The 14,659-nt window shown below is 62.6% G+C and carries 16 protein-coding genes and 1 pseudogene; 6 read left to right on the top strand and 11 right to left on the bottom strand.

Going from position 1 to position 14,659, the window contains the following annotated elements; all coding sequences use genetic code 11:
* Position 1 precedes the first annotated feature (1 nt).
* Entirely contained in the window at positions 2–394 is a 393-nt protein-coding gene (tusD, locus tag RGV59_RS24375; RefSeq protein ID WP_017848032.1) for a sulfurtransferase complex subunit TusD, read from the bottom strand.
* A 158-nt stretch (positions 395–552) separates the two neighbouring features.
* On the opposite strand from tusD, the gene RGV59_RS24370 reads away from it, so the two are divergent.
* The gene (locus RGV59_RS24370; RefSeq protein WP_102617233.1) at positions 553–1,734 is read left to right on the top strand and encodes a CaiB/BaiF CoA transferase family protein; all 1,182 of its coding nucleotides are present in this window, start codon (positions 553–555) and stop codon (positions 1,732–1,734) included.
* A gap of 114 nt (positions 1,735–1,848) precedes the next feature.
* Here RGV59_RS24370 and RGV59_RS24365 read toward each other — a convergent pair whose 3' ends face one another.
* Both RGV59_RS24365 and RGV59_RS24360 read right to left on the bottom strand, forming a co-directional pair.
* A complete protein-coding gene (locus tag RGV59_RS24365; RefSeq protein ID WP_026140162.1) occupies positions 1,849–2,343 on the bottom strand; it encodes a SprT family zinc-dependent metalloprotease in 495 nt (164 codons plus the stop codon).
* A gap of 129 nt (positions 2,344–2,472) precedes the next feature.
* Positions 2,473–3,075, bottom strand: coding sequence for a Yip1 family protein (locus RGV59_RS24360; protein ID WP_102617232.1), 603 nt, complete (start codon positions 3,073–3,075; stop codon positions 2,473–2,475).
* A gap of 303 nt (positions 3,076–3,378) precedes the next feature.
* On the opposite strand from RGV59_RS24360, the gene ttcA reads away from it, so the two are divergent.
* Together ttcA and RGV59_RS24350 are read left to right on the top strand one after the other, a co-directional pair.
* The gene (ttcA, locus tag RGV59_RS24355) at positions 3,379–4,203 is read left to right on the top strand and encodes a tRNA 2-thiocytidine(32) synthetase TtcA (protein WP_017848028.1); all 825 of its coding nucleotides are present in this window, start codon (positions 3,379–3,381) and stop codon (positions 4,201–4,203) included.
* Between the two features lie 67 nt (positions 4,204–4,270).
* Positions 4,271–4,942 carry a DNA-3-methyladenine glycosylase I gene (locus RGV59_RS24350; protein WP_017848027.1) on the top strand — a complete coding sequence of 224 codons (672 nt, stop codon included), beginning with the start codon at positions 4,271–4,273 and terminating at the stop codon, positions 4,940–4,942.
* Between the two features lie 84 nt (positions 4,943–5,026).
* Here RGV59_RS24350 and RGV59_RS24345 read toward each other — a convergent pair whose 3' ends face one another.
* From RGV59_RS24345 to arsC, 3 genes are read right to left on the bottom strand one after another with little or no spacing between them, the layout of a single operon-like run.
* Positions 5,027–5,446: a DUF2069 domain-containing protein gene (locus tag RGV59_RS24345; protein WP_017848026.1), complete on the bottom strand. Its 420-nt coding sequence runs from the start codon at positions 5,444–5,446 to the stop codon at positions 5,027–5,029.
* Positions 5,430–6,044, bottom strand: a complete 615-nt coding sequence (gene wrbA / locus RGV59_RS24340; RefSeq protein WP_046485241.1) for an NAD(P)H:quinone oxidoreductase — start codon at positions 6,042–6,044, stop codon at positions 5,430–5,432. Before wrbA ends, RGV59_RS24345 begins: the two co-directional genes overlap by 17 nt.
* On the bottom strand, positions 6,041–6,394 hold the full coding sequence (arsC, locus tag RGV59_RS24335) for an arsenate reductase (glutaredoxin) (protein WP_017848024.1): 354 nt from the start codon (positions 6,392–6,394) through the stop codon (positions 6,041–6,043). The genes wrbA and arsC overlap by 4 nt, the downstream gene beginning before the upstream one ends.
* Positions 6,395–6,509: 115 nt before the next feature.
* Here arsC and RGV59_RS24330 point away from each other — a divergent pair, with 115 nt between their 5' ends.
* Positions 6,510–6,971 (top strand): TlpA disulfide reductase family protein, encoded by a 462-nt coding sequence (locus RGV59_RS24330; protein ID WP_017848023.1) that lies wholly within the window; start codon positions 6,510–6,512, stop codon positions 6,969–6,971.
* Between the two features lie 115 nt (positions 6,972–7,086).
* Here RGV59_RS24330 and RGV59_RS24325 read toward each other — a convergent pair whose 3' ends face one another.
* The 4 genes from RGV59_RS24325 to RGV59_RS24310 form a co-directional block, all read right to left on the bottom strand.
* Complete coding sequence (locus RGV59_RS24325; RefSeq protein ID WP_102617231.1) at positions 7,087–7,491, bottom strand: META domain-containing protein; 405 nt, start codon at positions 7,489–7,491, stop codon at positions 7,087–7,089.
* Entirely contained in the window at positions 7,488–7,928 is a 441-nt protein-coding gene (locus tag RGV59_RS24320) for a hypothetical protein (protein ID WP_102617230.1), read from the bottom strand. The genes RGV59_RS24325 and RGV59_RS24320 overlap by 4 nt, the downstream gene beginning before the upstream one ends.
* A 71-nt stretch (positions 7,929–7,999) precedes the next feature.
* Positions 8,000–8,989, bottom strand: a complete 990-nt coding sequence (locus tag RGV59_RS24315; RefSeq protein WP_017848020.1) for a 2-hydroxyacid dehydrogenase — start codon at positions 8,987–8,989, stop codon at positions 8,000–8,002.
* A gap of 73 nt (positions 8,990–9,062) precedes the next feature.
* The gene (locus RGV59_RS24310; protein ID WP_046382920.1) at positions 9,063–11,816 is read right to left on the bottom strand and encodes a response regulator; all 2,754 of its coding nucleotides are present in this window, start codon (positions 11,814–11,816) and stop codon (positions 9,063–9,065) included.
* A 204-nt stretch (positions 11,817–12,020) separates the two neighbouring features.
* Between RGV59_RS24310 and RGV59_RS24305 the strand changes: the two genes are divergently transcribed.
* Positions 12,021–12,749, top strand: a complete 729-nt coding sequence (locus RGV59_RS24305; RefSeq protein WP_102617229.1) for a response regulator transcription factor — start codon at positions 12,021–12,023, stop codon at positions 12,747–12,749.
* Positions 12,736–14,106 carry a sensor histidine kinase gene (locus RGV59_RS24300; protein ID WP_046485252.1) on the top strand — a complete coding sequence of 457 codons (1,371 nt, stop codon included), beginning with the start codon at positions 12,736–12,738 and terminating at the stop codon, positions 14,104–14,106. Before RGV59_RS24305 ends, RGV59_RS24300 begins: the two co-directional genes overlap by 14 nt.
* Positions 14,107–14,109: 3 nt before the next feature.
* On the opposite strand, the pseudogene RGV59_RS24295 reads toward RGV59_RS24300, so the two are convergent.
* A pseudogene (locus RGV59_RS24295) lies at positions 14,110–14,625 on the bottom strand (DUF2062 domain-containing protein).
* Positions 14,626–14,659: the final 34 nt, after the last annotated feature.

The raw sequence follows: 14,659 nt of genomic DNA, 5'->3' as shown, positions 1-14,659 counted from the left end.
GTCACGGCCCTCCAAAACAGATCAGGCGGTCGGCGGCCTGGGTCGCGTCGTGCAATTGCCCAAGGCCCGACAGCTCCCATGGCGCCTCCAGGTTCACCGCGCTGCGCTGGTAACGCGCGGCTTCTTCGCTGTCGAGCACGCCACGGCGCAGAGCGGCGGCGATGCACACCACGGCGTCCAACTGATGCACGCTGACAAACTCACGCCATTGGCGAGCGATGTCTTGCTCATCCTGTGGCGCAACGATGGTGTTGGAGGCACTGTAGACGCCGTCCTGATAAAAAAACAGGCGCACAATCTCGTGTCCGCCGGCCAGCGCCGCCTGGGCGAACAGCAAGGCGCGACGCGAGGAGGGCGCATGGGCGGCGGAAAACAGTGCTATCGCAAATTTCATGGAACCCCCTGCAAGCAAACGTAGGCCAATGATAAGGCCGCCGCCGGGAAAAAGCCCGCCGTGATCAAAACGGTCACTGCCGATGATCGTTCTGACGATTGCCGTCGGCGCTGAAGGCTGACTACGCTGTCGCCAGTCGAATCGGAAACGGAGTCTCCATGTCAGGTCCCTTGGCGTCGCTCAAAGTACTGGATTTTTCCACCTTGCTGCCCGGCCCGTTTGCGTCGCTGATGCTGGCGGACATGGGCGCCGAGGTGCTGCGCATCGAATCGCCCACGCGCATGGACCTGCTGCGCGTGCTGCCGCCCCATGATCAGGGCACCTCGGCGAGCCATGCTTACCTCAATCGCAATAAGCGCAGCCTCGCCCTGGATCTGAAGCAGGCCGAGGCGCTGGAGATTGTGCGCGAGCTGGTCAAGGGCTACGACATCGTGCTCGAACAGTTTCGCCCCGGGGTGATGGAGCGCCTGGGCCTGGGGTATGCGGCGTTGAAGGCGATCAACCCGCGGCTGATTTACGTGTCGATCACTGGGTACGGTCAGACCGGCCCCTACAAGGACCGCGCCGGGCACGACATCAACTACCTGGCGTTGGCCGGAGTGGCCAGCCATACCGGGCGGCGGGACAGCGGGCCGCTGCCGTTGGGCGTGCAATTGGCGGATGTCGCCGGCGGCTCGCTGCACGCGGTGGTGGGCCTGCTCGCGGCGGTGATTGCGCGGCAACAGAGCGGCGTTGGCCAGTACCTGGATGTGAGCATGACCGACTGCTCGTTCAGCTTGAATGCCATGGCCGGCGCTGGCTACCTGGCCTGTGGCGTGGAGCCGGGGAGGGAGACCCATGTGCTCAATGGCGGCAGTTTCTACGATTATTACCGTTCCCGCGATGGGCGCTGGATGTCGGTCGGCAGTCTGGAACCGGCATTCATGCAGCAATTGTGCGCCGCGTTGGGGCGACCGGAACTGGCGGCACAAGGCTTGTCGTCCGAGCCTGAGCAGCAAAAGGCGCTCAAGCAGGCGCTGCAGGTTGAGTTCGAGAAGCGCAGCTTCGAGGAATTGTGCGAGTTGTTTACCGGGGTCGATGCGTGCGTCGAACCGGTGCTGAGCCTGAGCGAAGCCGTGGAGCATCCGCAGTTGAAGGCGCGGGAACTGGTCACCCAGGTGCCGCGGCCCGACGGCTCGACCCAGGCGCAGATGGCTTGCCCGCTGAAGTTCTCCGAAGGGTTGCCAGCCCCTCGGCATATCGGGGCCGCGGTGGGCGCGCACAGTGATGAAGTGCTGATGGAGTTGGGCTTGAGCTCACAGCGCATCAGCGCGTTGCGTGCTGCCAAGGTGATTGTGTAGTGACTGGGCGGGCCTCATCGGGGGCAAGCCCCCTCCCACAATTAGCTCTGTGAACAGGGTCAAAATGTGAGAGGGGGCTTGCCCCCGATGAGGCCCTCACACACACCGCATATTTCACTCAACGCGAGTTTCCCCGGTAAACACCAACGTCTGCCGACAGCGCCTGCACAGATAACGCCGCCCCTGCCTCACCAGCCCATGGCGCTGTGACGAAAACGGGAAGTCGCTGTCGGCACATGGGCAGCGGTAGATATAGCGGGTCACCTGGCGGCGCTTGATCTCATAGGTGTGGCAACGGTCTGGCGGCAGTTCATACACGCCGCGCATGATCAGTTGCCATTCCTCGCCATGGGGCTGGATGCGCTCGCCAAACAATTGGTGGGCGATCAGGTGCGCCACTTCATGGGCCACGGTCTGTTTCAGGAAGTGTTGGCTGTTTTCTCGGTACAACTGTGGGTTGAAGCGCAGCAGGTTTTCGTGCAAATGCGCGACACCGGCTTTCTGGCCCCGCAACTTGAGGCTGACCTGGGGGCGTTTGAAGCTTCGTTTGAAAAAGGATTCGGCTAGCAGGAAACAATCTTCGACGCGGGTATTGAGTTGCTCGGGCATGCTGTACATCTCTCCAGAGGTGGCCAGTATGCCGCAAAGGCGGGTGTTTCCGAATCGGTCAGGCGCCGAATGGTCATGCATGGCGCACAAAGCCACCTTGCGGTGGCCTTGCCTGCTGGGTGAAACCGCTTAGTTGGTATAGATCGGGCCAACGCCCAGACCCCAGACGATCACGGTGAACGCCATGATTGCCACCAGCACGACCAGACCCACGGCCAACACCGAGCTGGAAAACAGAAAGCCTTCGTCCGGATCGATGCTCATGAACGTCGGCAACCCCACATACAGCAGGTACACCGTGTAACAGATCGCTGCCGTGCCGACGACCATCCCCAGCCACATGTGCGGGTAGAGCGCCGCCAGCCCGCCGATGAACAACGGTGTCGCGGTGTAGGTGGCAAAGGCGACACAACGCGCCATGCTGGGGCTGGAGTCGTAGGTGCGCGCCATCCAGTGAATGAAGGCGCCCATGACCGCTACGCCGCCGAGCATCGCCAGGTATGACATGACGGTCATCCACAAGGCGCTTTCCTGGGTCAGCATGACCGGGGAGCGACTGCCGATGACCCAGCCGACCTGGGTGGTGCCGATAAAAGCTGATACGGCGGGGATCGCCGCGAGAATCAAGGTGTGAGTGAGGTACATGTGGCCGACGCTTTCTTCTTTATCGCCACGAATTTCCCGCCATTCCTGGTCGGGATGGGTAAAAAGCCCCACGACGTGATGGATCATGCCAGTCACTCCTGTCGTTATTACCATCGCCCCCCATCGGAGCGCCCACGGGCCAGATGGCCTGAAAGGTCTGGATAGTTATGTGCGACCTCAAGTCGCAGTATAGGAAGTGATGACCGGAAAAACCGTAGGGCTTTAGAGCAAATTGCGCTGTAAACAGTGGGCTTAATCGCGGCGCGGTCTGTCGTTGGCAATGCACTCAAGTGGGGGAGGAGGCTTGCTCCCTCTCACATTGGAACTTGGTCAACCTTACCGGTAAAATACCGCGCTTTTCGTCACACACCTCTAGCGGATCCAAGCGCCATGGGCACTCTTACGGTCAACCAGAACAAACTGCAAAAACGCCTGCGTCGCCTGGCCGGTGAAGCGGTCGCCGATTTCAACATGATCGAGGACGGCGACAAGGTCATGGTCTGCCTTTCCGGCGGCAAAGACAGCTACACCATGCTCGACGTGCTGCTGCACCTGCAAAAGGTTGCGCCGATCAAGTTCGAGATCGTTGCCGTCAACATGGACCAGAAACAACCGGGCTTCCCCGAAGACGTGCTGCCGGCCTACCTCAAGACACTGGGCATCGAGTACCACATCGTCGAAAAAGACACCTATTCGGTGGTCAAGGAGCTGATCCCGGAGGGCAAGACCACCTGCTCGCTGTGTTCGCGCCTGCGCCGTGGCACGCTCTACACGTTTGCCGATGAGATCGGTGCGACCAAGATGGCCCTGGGGCATCACCGCGACGATATCGTCGAGACATTCTTCCTCAACATGTTCTTCAACGGCTCCCTCAAGGCCATGCCGCCCAAGCTGCGCGCCGATGACGGACGCAACGTGGTGATTCGCCCGCTGGCGTATTGCAACGAGAAGGACATCCAGGCCTACTCCGACTTCAAGCAATTCCCGATCATCCCGTGCAACCTGTGCGGCTCCCAGGAAAACCTGCAGCGCCAGGTGGTCAAGGAGATGCTCCAGGACTGGGAACGCAAGACCCCAGGGCGTACCGAGAGTATCTTCCGCAGCTTGCAGAACGTGATCCCGTCGCAGTTGGCCGACCGTAACCTGTTCGACTTCACCAGCCTGCGTATCGACGAGAACGCCGCTTCGCGCTTCGTCAACGTGGTGAACCTCTGACGTTTCTCAACGCTCTGAACGACGGCGCTCACAGGCGCCGTTTTCATTTCAATCCCCAGGAGAGGGCATGCGCGATTACAAGTGGCTGCACGAATATTGTCTGAACCGCTTCGGTTCGGCGGCCGAACTGGAAGCCCGTCTGCCTGTGCCCAAGACGCCGGCGCAATTACGCCAGATCAGTGATGATCGCTACCTGTCAACCCTGGCGCTGCGGGTTTTCCGCGCCGGGCTCAAGCACAGCGTGGTGGATGCCAAATGGCCTGCATTCGAGCAGGTGTTCTTTGGCTTCGACCCGGAAAAAGTCGTGCTGATGGGCGCCGAGCACCTGGAGCGCTTGATGCAGGATACGCGCATCATCCGCCACCTGGGCAAGCTCAAGAGTGTGCCGCGCAACGCGCAGATGATCCTGGATATCGCCCAGGAGAAGGGTAGTTTCGGCGCGTTTATCGCCGACTGGCCGGTGACCGATATCGTCGGCTTGTGGAAATACCTGAGCAAGCACGGTCATCAGTTGGGCGGGCTGTCGGCGCCGCGCTTTCTGCGCATGGTGGGCAAGGATACGTTCGTGCCGAGCGATGACGTGGTCGCGGCACTGCACGCGCAGAAGATCGTCGACAAGGCCCCCACCAGCCTGCGCGACCTGGCGACGGTGCAGGGGGCGTTCAACCAGTGGCATGCCGAGAGCGGGCGGCCGATGTGTCAGTTGTCGATGATGCTGGCGTATACGGTCAATCATTGAGACCGAGGTGATGCCATCGTGGGCAAGCCCACTCCCACAGGAAACTGCATTCCAGATGTGGGGCTTGCCCGCGATGACGGCGGGTCAGGCTGGCTGACCCTCGCCGGCCAAGCGCCGATCCAACTGGAACCGCCAGCGCACATACAGCAGCGCCGTACAGAACAGCGCCAGGCTCGCGAGCATTTCCAGCACGCCGAACCACTGGCGGTTCGGGTCATACGCCGCCAGTGCGCCCTTGATGAAATACAGGTTCACCACAAAGCACATCCATGAATGTCCGCGTGCGCTGCCGATCAGTATCCCCGGCGCCAGCACCAGCAGCGGCACCAGTTCGATCAGCAGGATCACCCACGGCCGTGCGCCGTGCAGGTCGGCGACGAACAGGTAATACACGCAGAGCAGGCCCACCAGGCCGAAAAACGCCAGCAGGCTCAGGGCGCGTGCGACTTTGACCCGCGGCTCCAGCCATGCCTGGGGTGGCAGGATCTTAGGTTTTTTGGCCACGGCCGTTCTCCAGCAACGCAGCGGTTTTCGCCAGGCGCAGGCCGAGGGCCTTGCACAGGGCGATTTCATGTTGATCCAGCAGGCGCTTGCCGTCGGGGCCAGCATGGTGGCTGGCGCCATAAGGCGTACCGCCACCCTGGGTGTCGAGCAGCGCTTGTTCGCTGTAGGGCAGGCCGGTGATCAGCATGCCGTGGTGCAGCAGCGGCAGCAGCATCGACATCAGCGTGGTCTCCTGGCCGCCGTGCAGGCTGGCGGTGGAGGTGAACACCCCGGCCGGTTTGCCGACCAGGGCGCCGGTCAGCCACAGGTTACTGGTGCCGTCGATAAAGTACTTCAATGGCGCGGCCATATTGCCGAAGCGGGTCGGGCTGCCCAGGGCCAGGCCTGAACAGTTCTTCAGATCATCCAGGCTGGCATACAGCGCGCCTTCGGCCGGAATGCTCGGCGCTACGGCTTCGCACTCGCTGGAGATCGCCGGTACGGTGCGCAGGCGCGCTTCCATCCCGCCTTGTTCGATGCCTCGGGCAATGTGCCGGGCCATTTCGCTGACCGAGCCGTTGCGGCTGTAATACAACACCAGCACATACGGCGCACTCACGGCAGGATCTCCAGCACGCTCTCCGGTGGGCGGCCGATGATGGCTTTGTCGGGGGTTTCGAGGATCGGCCGTTCCATCAACTTGGGGTGCTCGGCGATGGCGGCGATCAACTGTGTTTCGCTGAGCGTCGCGTCTGCCAGGTTGAGGGTTTTGTATTCCTCTTCGCCGGTGCGCAGCAATTGGCGTGCGCTGATCCCCAGTTTGCCCAGCAGGGCCTTCAGTTGCGCGGCATTCAGCGGGGTTTCCAGGTAGCGCACCACCGTCGGCGCGAGGCCGCGTGCTTCCAGCAGTTCGAGCGCTCCGCGGGATTTCGAGCAGCGCGGGTTGTGATAAAGCGTCAGATCGGTCATGTGCGGGTCGCATCTTGCGTAAGGTGGCGGGTATTCTACCTGCGCTGCGCCCGGTCCTTAAACCGTAAGAGGCGATCCGTCGCAGCCAACGTTCATTTTTGCGAAGGATTACCCCATGACAAGGCGACTGATCGGTGCATTGGCGATCATCACAACCCTGCTGCTCAGCGGCTGCGGTAATGACTACGGCGTTGACCAATATGGCCAGAAAGTGGCGGCCGAACGCCTGGACAAGCAATGGCTGGTGGTCAACTACTGGGCGGAATGGTGTGGCCCGTGCCGCACGGAAATCCCGGAGCTCAATGCCTTGGCTGAACAGCTCAAAGGGCAGAACGTCGGCGTGTTCGGGGTCAATTTCGACAATGTGCAGGGCGCGGAACTGAAGGAAGCCAGTGACAAGCTGGGCATCAAGTTCACCGTGCTGGCGCAGAACCCGGACGGGATCTTTGATATTCCACGCAGCGAAGCGTTGCCGGTGACTTACATCATCGACGACAAGGGCAAGGTGCGTGAGCAGTTGATGGGCGAACAGACGGCGCAAGGCGTGCTGGCCAAGCTCAAGGCCCTGCGCGGTTGAACATGCGGGAGGGGGCTTGCTCCCGATGGCGGTGTGTCAGCCAACATATTCGGTACTGACATAGCGCAATCGGGAGCAAGCCCCCTCCCACAGTTAGATTCCATTGAGCCTGCTATCAGCCTTCTTCCAGCCACAGGCGGATAGGCTTGCCTTCGGCCGGCCAGAAGCGGGTCTGCTCGATCGGCGAGATGTCCCAGCGCTCAACGCCTTGCAGGGCCTGAAAGAAGCGGTGTTCCTGCTCCATCAGGGCGTCGCCGCAGAGTTTGCGCGTACTGCCGATCTTGCCGAAGCTGAGTTTGTCGCCCTCCACGGTGTACGGTGCGAACCAGTGGTTGCACCCGCCGTTGCCGTAGGCGCGCCCATCGGCGCCCAGGGTGACACTCAGGTGCGCGTAATCCATCAGCGGCCGCTCACCGATCCATTCCACCACGTAGCTGTGATCCCGCTCGAGCTTTGCCGCATCGCCAGCGCAGCCCATCAGGCTCGCGCCGACGGCGGCCAGCAGAAGCAGGGCTTTCATTGCGCGGCCTTCTGGCATTTCGGGCAGCGGTGCTTGGCGCCTTCGCTGGCCCAGCCCAACTCGGCAATGCGCGCATTGGCGGCCGGTTGCAGCGGATCCTTGGTCAGCTTGGTCTCCACTGCGAATTCAAACTCCAGCACGGCCTCGCAGCTGTCGCAGTTGACCTTCCAGGTGTGAATCTCCAGTTCGCCGAACTTCGGCCCCTGGGCCATGGCGACCCACTGGCCTGCCGGGCGGATGGAGTAGCGCGCGTCACCTTCGACGGTGAGGCGCATCGACAGGGTTTTACTGCCGCGCAGGGTGACGATCAGTACGTCGCCATGCTTGATCGAACCACCGTTGCCGGTGACCTGATAGCGGCCCGGCACCAGGGCGCGGCATTCGATCAGGGTGTGTTGCGGGCTCAGCAAGCTGAAGCGGAAATCGTGTTCGGCCATGGTTCCTCCAAATAGGCGCGGCATCCTAGCACGCGCGCCTGCGGATCATGCGCCTGGTATGTGACCGCTGATCATCCGTCGACACGATTCTGCGCCCGGCCATCGGCCCAGGCCGCAATGTTGGCCAGGGTGGTCTCGGCGATCGCCGCCAGGGCTTCGCGGGTGAGAAATGCCTGGTGCGCGGTGATGATCACATTGGGGAACGTCAGCAGGCGCGCGAGCACGTCGTCCTGCAGGGGCAGGTCGGAGCGGTCCTCGAAAAACAGCTGGGCTTCTTCTTCATACACATCCAGCCCCAGGTAGCCGAGTTGGCCGTCCTTGAGCGCTTCGATCAGCGCGGGGGTGTCCACCAGGCCGCCGCGCCCGGTGTTGATCAGCATTGCGCCGGGCTGCATCTGCGCCAGGGAGCGGGCGTTGATCAGGTGCTTGCTGTCGGTGGTGAGCGGGCAGTGCAGGCTGATGATCTGCGCTTCGGCCAGCAGCTCGGGCAGGCTCACATAGCGCGCACCGAGCGCTTGGACCAGCGGGTTGGGGAACGGGTCGTAGGCCAGCAGGTGGCAGCCGAAACCGGCCATGATCTTGGCGAAGGTGGCGCCGATCTGCCCGGTGCCGACCACGCCGACGGTCTTGCCGACAAGGTCGAAGCCGGTCAGGCCATGCAGGCTGAAATCGCCCTCGCGGGTGCGGTTGTAGGCACGGTGCAGGCGCCGGTTCAGGGCGAGAATCAGTGCCACGGCGTGTTCGGCGACGGCATGAGGCGAATAGGCGGGCACACGCACGATGGTCAGGCCCAGGCGTTTGGCAGCGGCGAGGTCGACATGGTTGTAACCGGCCGAGCGCAGCGCGATCAAGCGGGTGCCGCCCGTGGCCAGGTGCTCGAGCACGGGCGCGCTGAGGTCATCGTTGATAAACGCGCAGACCACTTCGTGGCGTTCGGCCAGCGCCACGGTGTCGAGGGTGAGCCGGGCGGGCTGGAATTGCAGTTCCAGGCCGGGCGGCAGCGGCACGCCGAGAAAACTGTCGCGGTCGTAGGTCTGGCTGCTGAAAAGAATGACGCGCATGAAAAAGCTCCCTGCAATGTACGTTTTGGTAACGCGGACCCTGTGGGATCGGGCCCGGCGTTGTAAAAAAATCTCAGGCGCTGACCCGCGCTTCACTGGCCAACCGGGCAATGGCCATGTCCAGCTCGTCCAGCGCGGCCATGGCCTTGGCGTCGTCCTGCTTGAGCAGGGTTTCGGCGCGTTGGCAGGCGGCGCGCAGTTGCGGTACGCCGCAGTAGCGGGTGGCGCCATGCAGGCGATGGACGCGTTCGATCAAGGCATGGTTGTCATTGGCCTCACGGGCGAGGGTAATGGCCAGGCGGTCGGCTTCGAGGGAGGCGAGCAACATGGCGAGCATGTCCGCCGCCAGGTCCGCCTTGCCCGCGGCCAGCCGCAGTCCTTCCTCGTGGTCCAGCACCAGCAATCGCACGCCTGGGCCGAGGCCTTCGGTCGGGCGCTCCGGCCCTTGGTTGCGCAGGGCCAGGCCGGTCCATTTCAGCACCACCTGGGCCAATTGCCGTTCGCTGATGGGTTTGGTCAGGTAGTCGTCCATGCCGCTTTGCAGCAGCGCACGCTTTTCGTTGGCCATGGCGTGGGCGGTGAGGGCCACCACCGGCAGCGGTGTGCCGTGGCGCTCGCTTTCCCACTGGCGAATCGCCTCGGTGCTTTGACGACCGTCCATGCCGGGCATCTGCACGTCCATCAGCACCAGGTCGAAGGTTTCCTGCTGGACGGCATTGATGGCCGCATAGCCGCTTTCCACGGCCTGGACCTTGGCGCCCATGTCTTCCAGCAGGGTTTGCACCAGCAACAGGTTCGCCGGGTTGTCATCCACGCAGAGCACCCGCGGCGCGCGGCTGGACAACGGTTCGCCCGGTTCGCAGCGCGTGGGGCGCGGGCTGATCAGGTCGGTCAGGGCGCGGCGCAGCTTGCGCGTACACGCGGGCTTGGCCTGCAACTGGCTGTTGGGGTTGGGCACCGACGGGCTGAACAGCATTTGCTCGGTGGTCGGGCACAGCACCAGCACCTTGCAGCCCAGGTGTTCGAGGTCCCACAGATGCTGGTTGAGGCGCTCGGGCGGGAGGTCATTGGCGGTGACGCCGAGTACCGCCAGGTCGATCGCCTGTTCGGTCTGATGCGCGCCGGTGATGCCGTTGGTCAGGCTTTCCAGGGTATTGAACGGCGTGACATCCAGGCCACAGTCTTCGAGCTGGTGTTGCAAGGCCTGGCGCGCCAGTTCGTGGTTTTCCAGCACGGCCACGCGGCGGCCGAGCAGCGGCGCGCAGGGCAGGTCTTCGACGTCGTCGCGGGTCTTGGGCAGGTTCAGGCTGATCCAGAATTCCGAGCCTTCGCCGGGTGTGCTGTCGACGCCGATTTCACCGCCCATCTGCTCGATCAAGCGCTTGGAAATCACCAGGCCCAGGCCGGTGCCGCCCGGTTGGCGCGACAGCGAGTTGTCGGCCTGGCTGAACGCCTGGAACAGCGCGCGCACGTCCTGGTTGGACAGGCCGATGCCGGTGTCCTGCACGCTGATGCGCAGTTGCACACTGTCTTCCTGTTCATCCTCGATCATCGCCCGGGCCACGATGGTGCCTTCGCGGGTGAACTTGATCGCATTGCTGATCAGGTTGGTCAGGATCTGCTTGAGGCGCAGCGGGTCACCCACCAATGCCAGCGGCGTGTCGCGGTACACCAGGCTCACCAGTTCCAGCTGTTTGGCATGGGCGGCGGGGGCGAGGATGGTCAGGGTGTCTTGCAGCAGGTCACGCAGGTTGAAGGGCACGCTGTCGAGTACCAGCTTGCCGGCTTCGATTTTCGAGAAATCGAGGATCTCGTTGATGATGCCCAGCAGGTTATCGGCGGACTTTTCGATGGTGCCCAGGTAATCCAGCTGACGCGGTGTCAGCTCGCTTTTTTGCAGCAGATGGGTGAAGCCGAGGATGCCGTTGAGCGGGGTGCGGATCTCGTGGCTCATATTCGCCAGGAACTCCGACTTGATGCGACTGGCCTCCAGGGCTTCCTTGCGCGCCAGGTCTAGCTCGATGTTCTGGATCTCGATGGTTTCCAGGTTCTGGCGCACATCTTCGGTGGCCTGGTCGATGCTGTGCTGCAGTTCTTCCCGGGCGTTCTGCAGGGTCTCGGCCATGCGGTTGATGCCTGAGGCAAGTTGGTCCAGCTCCTGGCTGCCCAGCGCCGGCAAGCGGGTTTCCAGGTTGCCGTCCTTGAGTTGGGCCACGGCTTGCTTGATCTGGCCGATCGGCGAATTGATGGTGCGGCTGATGCGCAGGGCCAAGGTCGCCGTGCAGATCAGGCCGATGGCGATCAGCAGCAGGCTGGCGAACAGGCTGCGATAACCGCGCAGCAACATGCCGTTGTGGGACAGTTCCACCTCGACCCAGCCAAGCAAGCGGTCGGATTCATCGGGAATCAGCTCGCCGGCAAGGTTGCGATGACGGCCAAACACCGGCAGCAGATAGCGCGTGGCGTCGTTACCGGTGCGCTGCAACAGGTGCGAGCTGTTACCCACCGGCGGCTGGTTGAGCATGGTCGGGCCGGCGTGGGCCATCGACGAGCGGTCCGGCGCAAGGAAGGAAACGGCGCGCACGTCCTGTTGTTCCAGGGATTGGGTGGCGATGCGTTCGAGCAGGTCGGCGTTCTTGCTGCTCAGCGCCGGAGCCACCAGTGGGGCCAACTGCTCGGCGATCATTTCGCCACGTTGCAGCAACTGGGACTGCAACTCCGAGAGCTGCATCCAGGTGAAATAGCCGCCCAACAACAAGGCCATCAGACTGGTCGGTAATAAGGTCAGCAACAGTACGCGGCCTTTTATCCCCATTCTTCTAAGCACGCCACTCTCCTGCTACCACGTTGTGATCGATCGCCCGTGCAGGCATCCGGCCCGCACCCCTGCGCAGTGTAGCCATTTGCGCGGCGTGGAATCTTGCAAATTAATGACAGCGGGCAATCTTCGGGCCATTTGGCGCGACGTGGCGATTGCCTGGCGCGGGGGAATCTTGAATAATCAGTGATTGAGAATGACTTGCAGGCGCTAATGAATCCCGTGGAAGTTGGTCTACCCACTATCCTGACCATCGAAGATGACCCCGTGCTGGGCGCCTATGTCCACGAGCATCTGGGGCGCTGTGGCTTTCAGGTCACGTGGTGTCGGAACGGCCAGCAAGGCCTGCAGATGGCCCGCGAGCACGTCTTCGACGTGGTGTTGATGGATATTCTGCTGCCGGGGCTGGACGGGCTGTCGATCCTCACGCATCTGCGCCAGAGCCATGCGGTCCCGGTGATCCTGGTGTCGGCCCTGGGCGCCGAAGCCGATCGCGTGAACGGCTTTCGCCTGGGTGCGGACGACTACCTGCCCAAGCCGTTCAGCATGATCGAGTTGCGCGTGCGTATTGAAGCCATCCTGCGCCGGGTGGCCCTGGATCGTCGTCCGCCGCTGAGTTTGCCGCCCGCGCGCGACGACGCCCGGAGCCTGCGCTTTGATGATGAACTGTCCGACGTCTTCTACCAGCAGCAGTGGGCCGGGCTGACCCGCAGCGAGTACCGCCTGCTGCAGACCTTGCACAACAACGGCGAGGAAGTGCTGAGCAAAGCCTTCCTTTATCAGCACGTGCTGCAGCGCGGTTATGCGCCCCATGACCGCAGCCTCGACATGCATATCAGCCAGATTCGCCGCAAACTCAAGACCATCGGCTATAGCGAGCGTGAAGTGCGTACCGTCTGGGGTAAGGGCTATGTGTTGAGCGGTCACGATGACGGCCTTTGAGGGAGGCTTGAAACGTCTGCCGGGCAGGCACTCGTTATTCTGGAAGTTGGCCTGCCTGCTGATTGCCTTCTGCTTGTTGATGATCTGGCTCAGTTGGTCCTGGGGCCGGTACATGGAGCAGCAGAACGCTTATCTGTCCGACACCTCCCGCGAGATTCTCAGCGGTTATGCGGCGGGAGCGGAGTTGGCCTGGAGTACCCAGGGCGCTGACGGCGTGGACGCCTGGTTGCAACTGATGGCTGCGCGTGAGCGCACCTGGATCGGCGTGATCGGCAACGACCTGCAATCCCTCGCCAGCACGCCGTTGACCGACAAGGAAAGCCAGCGCCTGACTTTTCTGCGCGGCCTGGACTGGCCGGTCAGCCGCCACGCCAAAGGCCTGCCATGGTTGAAAATCCCGTTTCCCCTGGACCCCAGTGTCGGCTCGTTGGTGATCGAGTTGCCCCAGCGCTTTATGCCGGGGCGCTACCAACTGTTCTGGCGGGTGGTGACCAATGGCGTGATTCCCGGTCTGTTTACCCTGTTGTTGTGCATCGGCCTGTACCGGCTGCTGATCATGCCGCTCAATCAACTGCGCGAGCAGGCCAACGCCTGGCGTGCCGATCAATTGAACACGCGGCTATCCCACGATGCCACCAGCCGCCAGGATGAATTGGGCGAGCTGGGGCGGGCGTTTGACCATATGTCCGAGCGGTTGCAGGGCACGGTGGTATTGCAGCAACAGCTGTTGCGGGACATGTCCCATGAACTGCGCACCCCCCTCAGCCGTTTGCGTGTGGCCTGTGACAGCGAGCAGGATCTGGCGCAACTGCGTGAACGGCTGGGGCGGGAGATCGACATCATGCAGCGCCTGGTCGAGGACAGCCTGCAATTGGCCTGGTTGGACACCGAGCGGACGCCGCTGCCTGTCGAAGACATTCAGGTTCAGGCGTTGTGGGACATGCTCAAGGACAACGCCTGTTTCGAAAGCGATTGGCCAGCCTCGCTGCTGCCATGCCTGCTGGGGCCGGATTGTTGGGTACGCGGCAATCTGAACGCCCTGGCCCAGGCGCTGGAAAATATCCTGCGCAACGCCATACGGCATTCACCTGCCGGCGGTGTCGTCAGCCTCGATGGGCGCCGTGATGGCGCATATTGGCACCTATGGCTGGAGGATCAGGGCGGAGGTATTGACGAACGCGATCTGGAACGGATCTTCGCGCCGTTCATCCGCCTGGACGGCTCACGGCCTGGCGACGGTGGCTTCGGGCTGGGGTTGAGCATCGCGCGCAATGCGGTGCAACGTCAGGACGGCAGCTTGTGGGCGGAGAATACCGGCCAGGGCTTGCGTGTGCATCTGCGTTTGTGGGCAGCCTAGGACTCAAGCGCGACGCAGTTTGCGTTTATTCCATTGGTGCGCGACCCACCAGCGCCAATAACCCATGGTCAGGCAATAGGCCAGCGCGCCCAACACCACACCCAGTACCAGCGAGCCGAGCAGGAACGGCTGCCACAGCGTGCTCAACTGACCGCTGATCCACTCTCACGTCAGGTCGTCGGGCAGGCTGCGCGCCGGCACGTTCATCAGCCAGGCGCCGGTCATGTAGGTACACAGGAACACCACTGGCATGGTGATCGGGTTGGTCAGCCACACCAGGCTGATGGCAATCGGCATATTGCCCCGCACCGTGATCGCCAGCACCGCCGCCAAGAGCATCTGCAAGGGGATCGGGATAAACGCCGCAAACAGGCCTACCGCCATGGCGCGGGCTACCGAGTGCCGATTCAGGTGCCAGAGGTTCGGGTCATGCAGCAAGGTGCCCAGAAACTGTAATGACTTGTGTTCCCTGATACTGGTGGGGTCGGGCATGTACCGTTTGAATAAGCGCCGGGGCATAAGGGGTCCAGATCAAGTCGAGGGGCAAGTATGC

Source organism: Pseudomonas sp. FG1, from assembly GCF_034313875.1.
In the GTDB taxonomy this organism is placed as follows: domain Bacteria; phylum Pseudomonadota; class Gammaproteobacteria; order Pseudomonadales; family Pseudomonadaceae; genus Aquipseudomonas; species Aquipseudomonas veronii.
The sequence above is the reverse complement of the archived record's forward strand: the minus strand, read 5'-3'. Positions and strand labels throughout refer to the sequence as shown.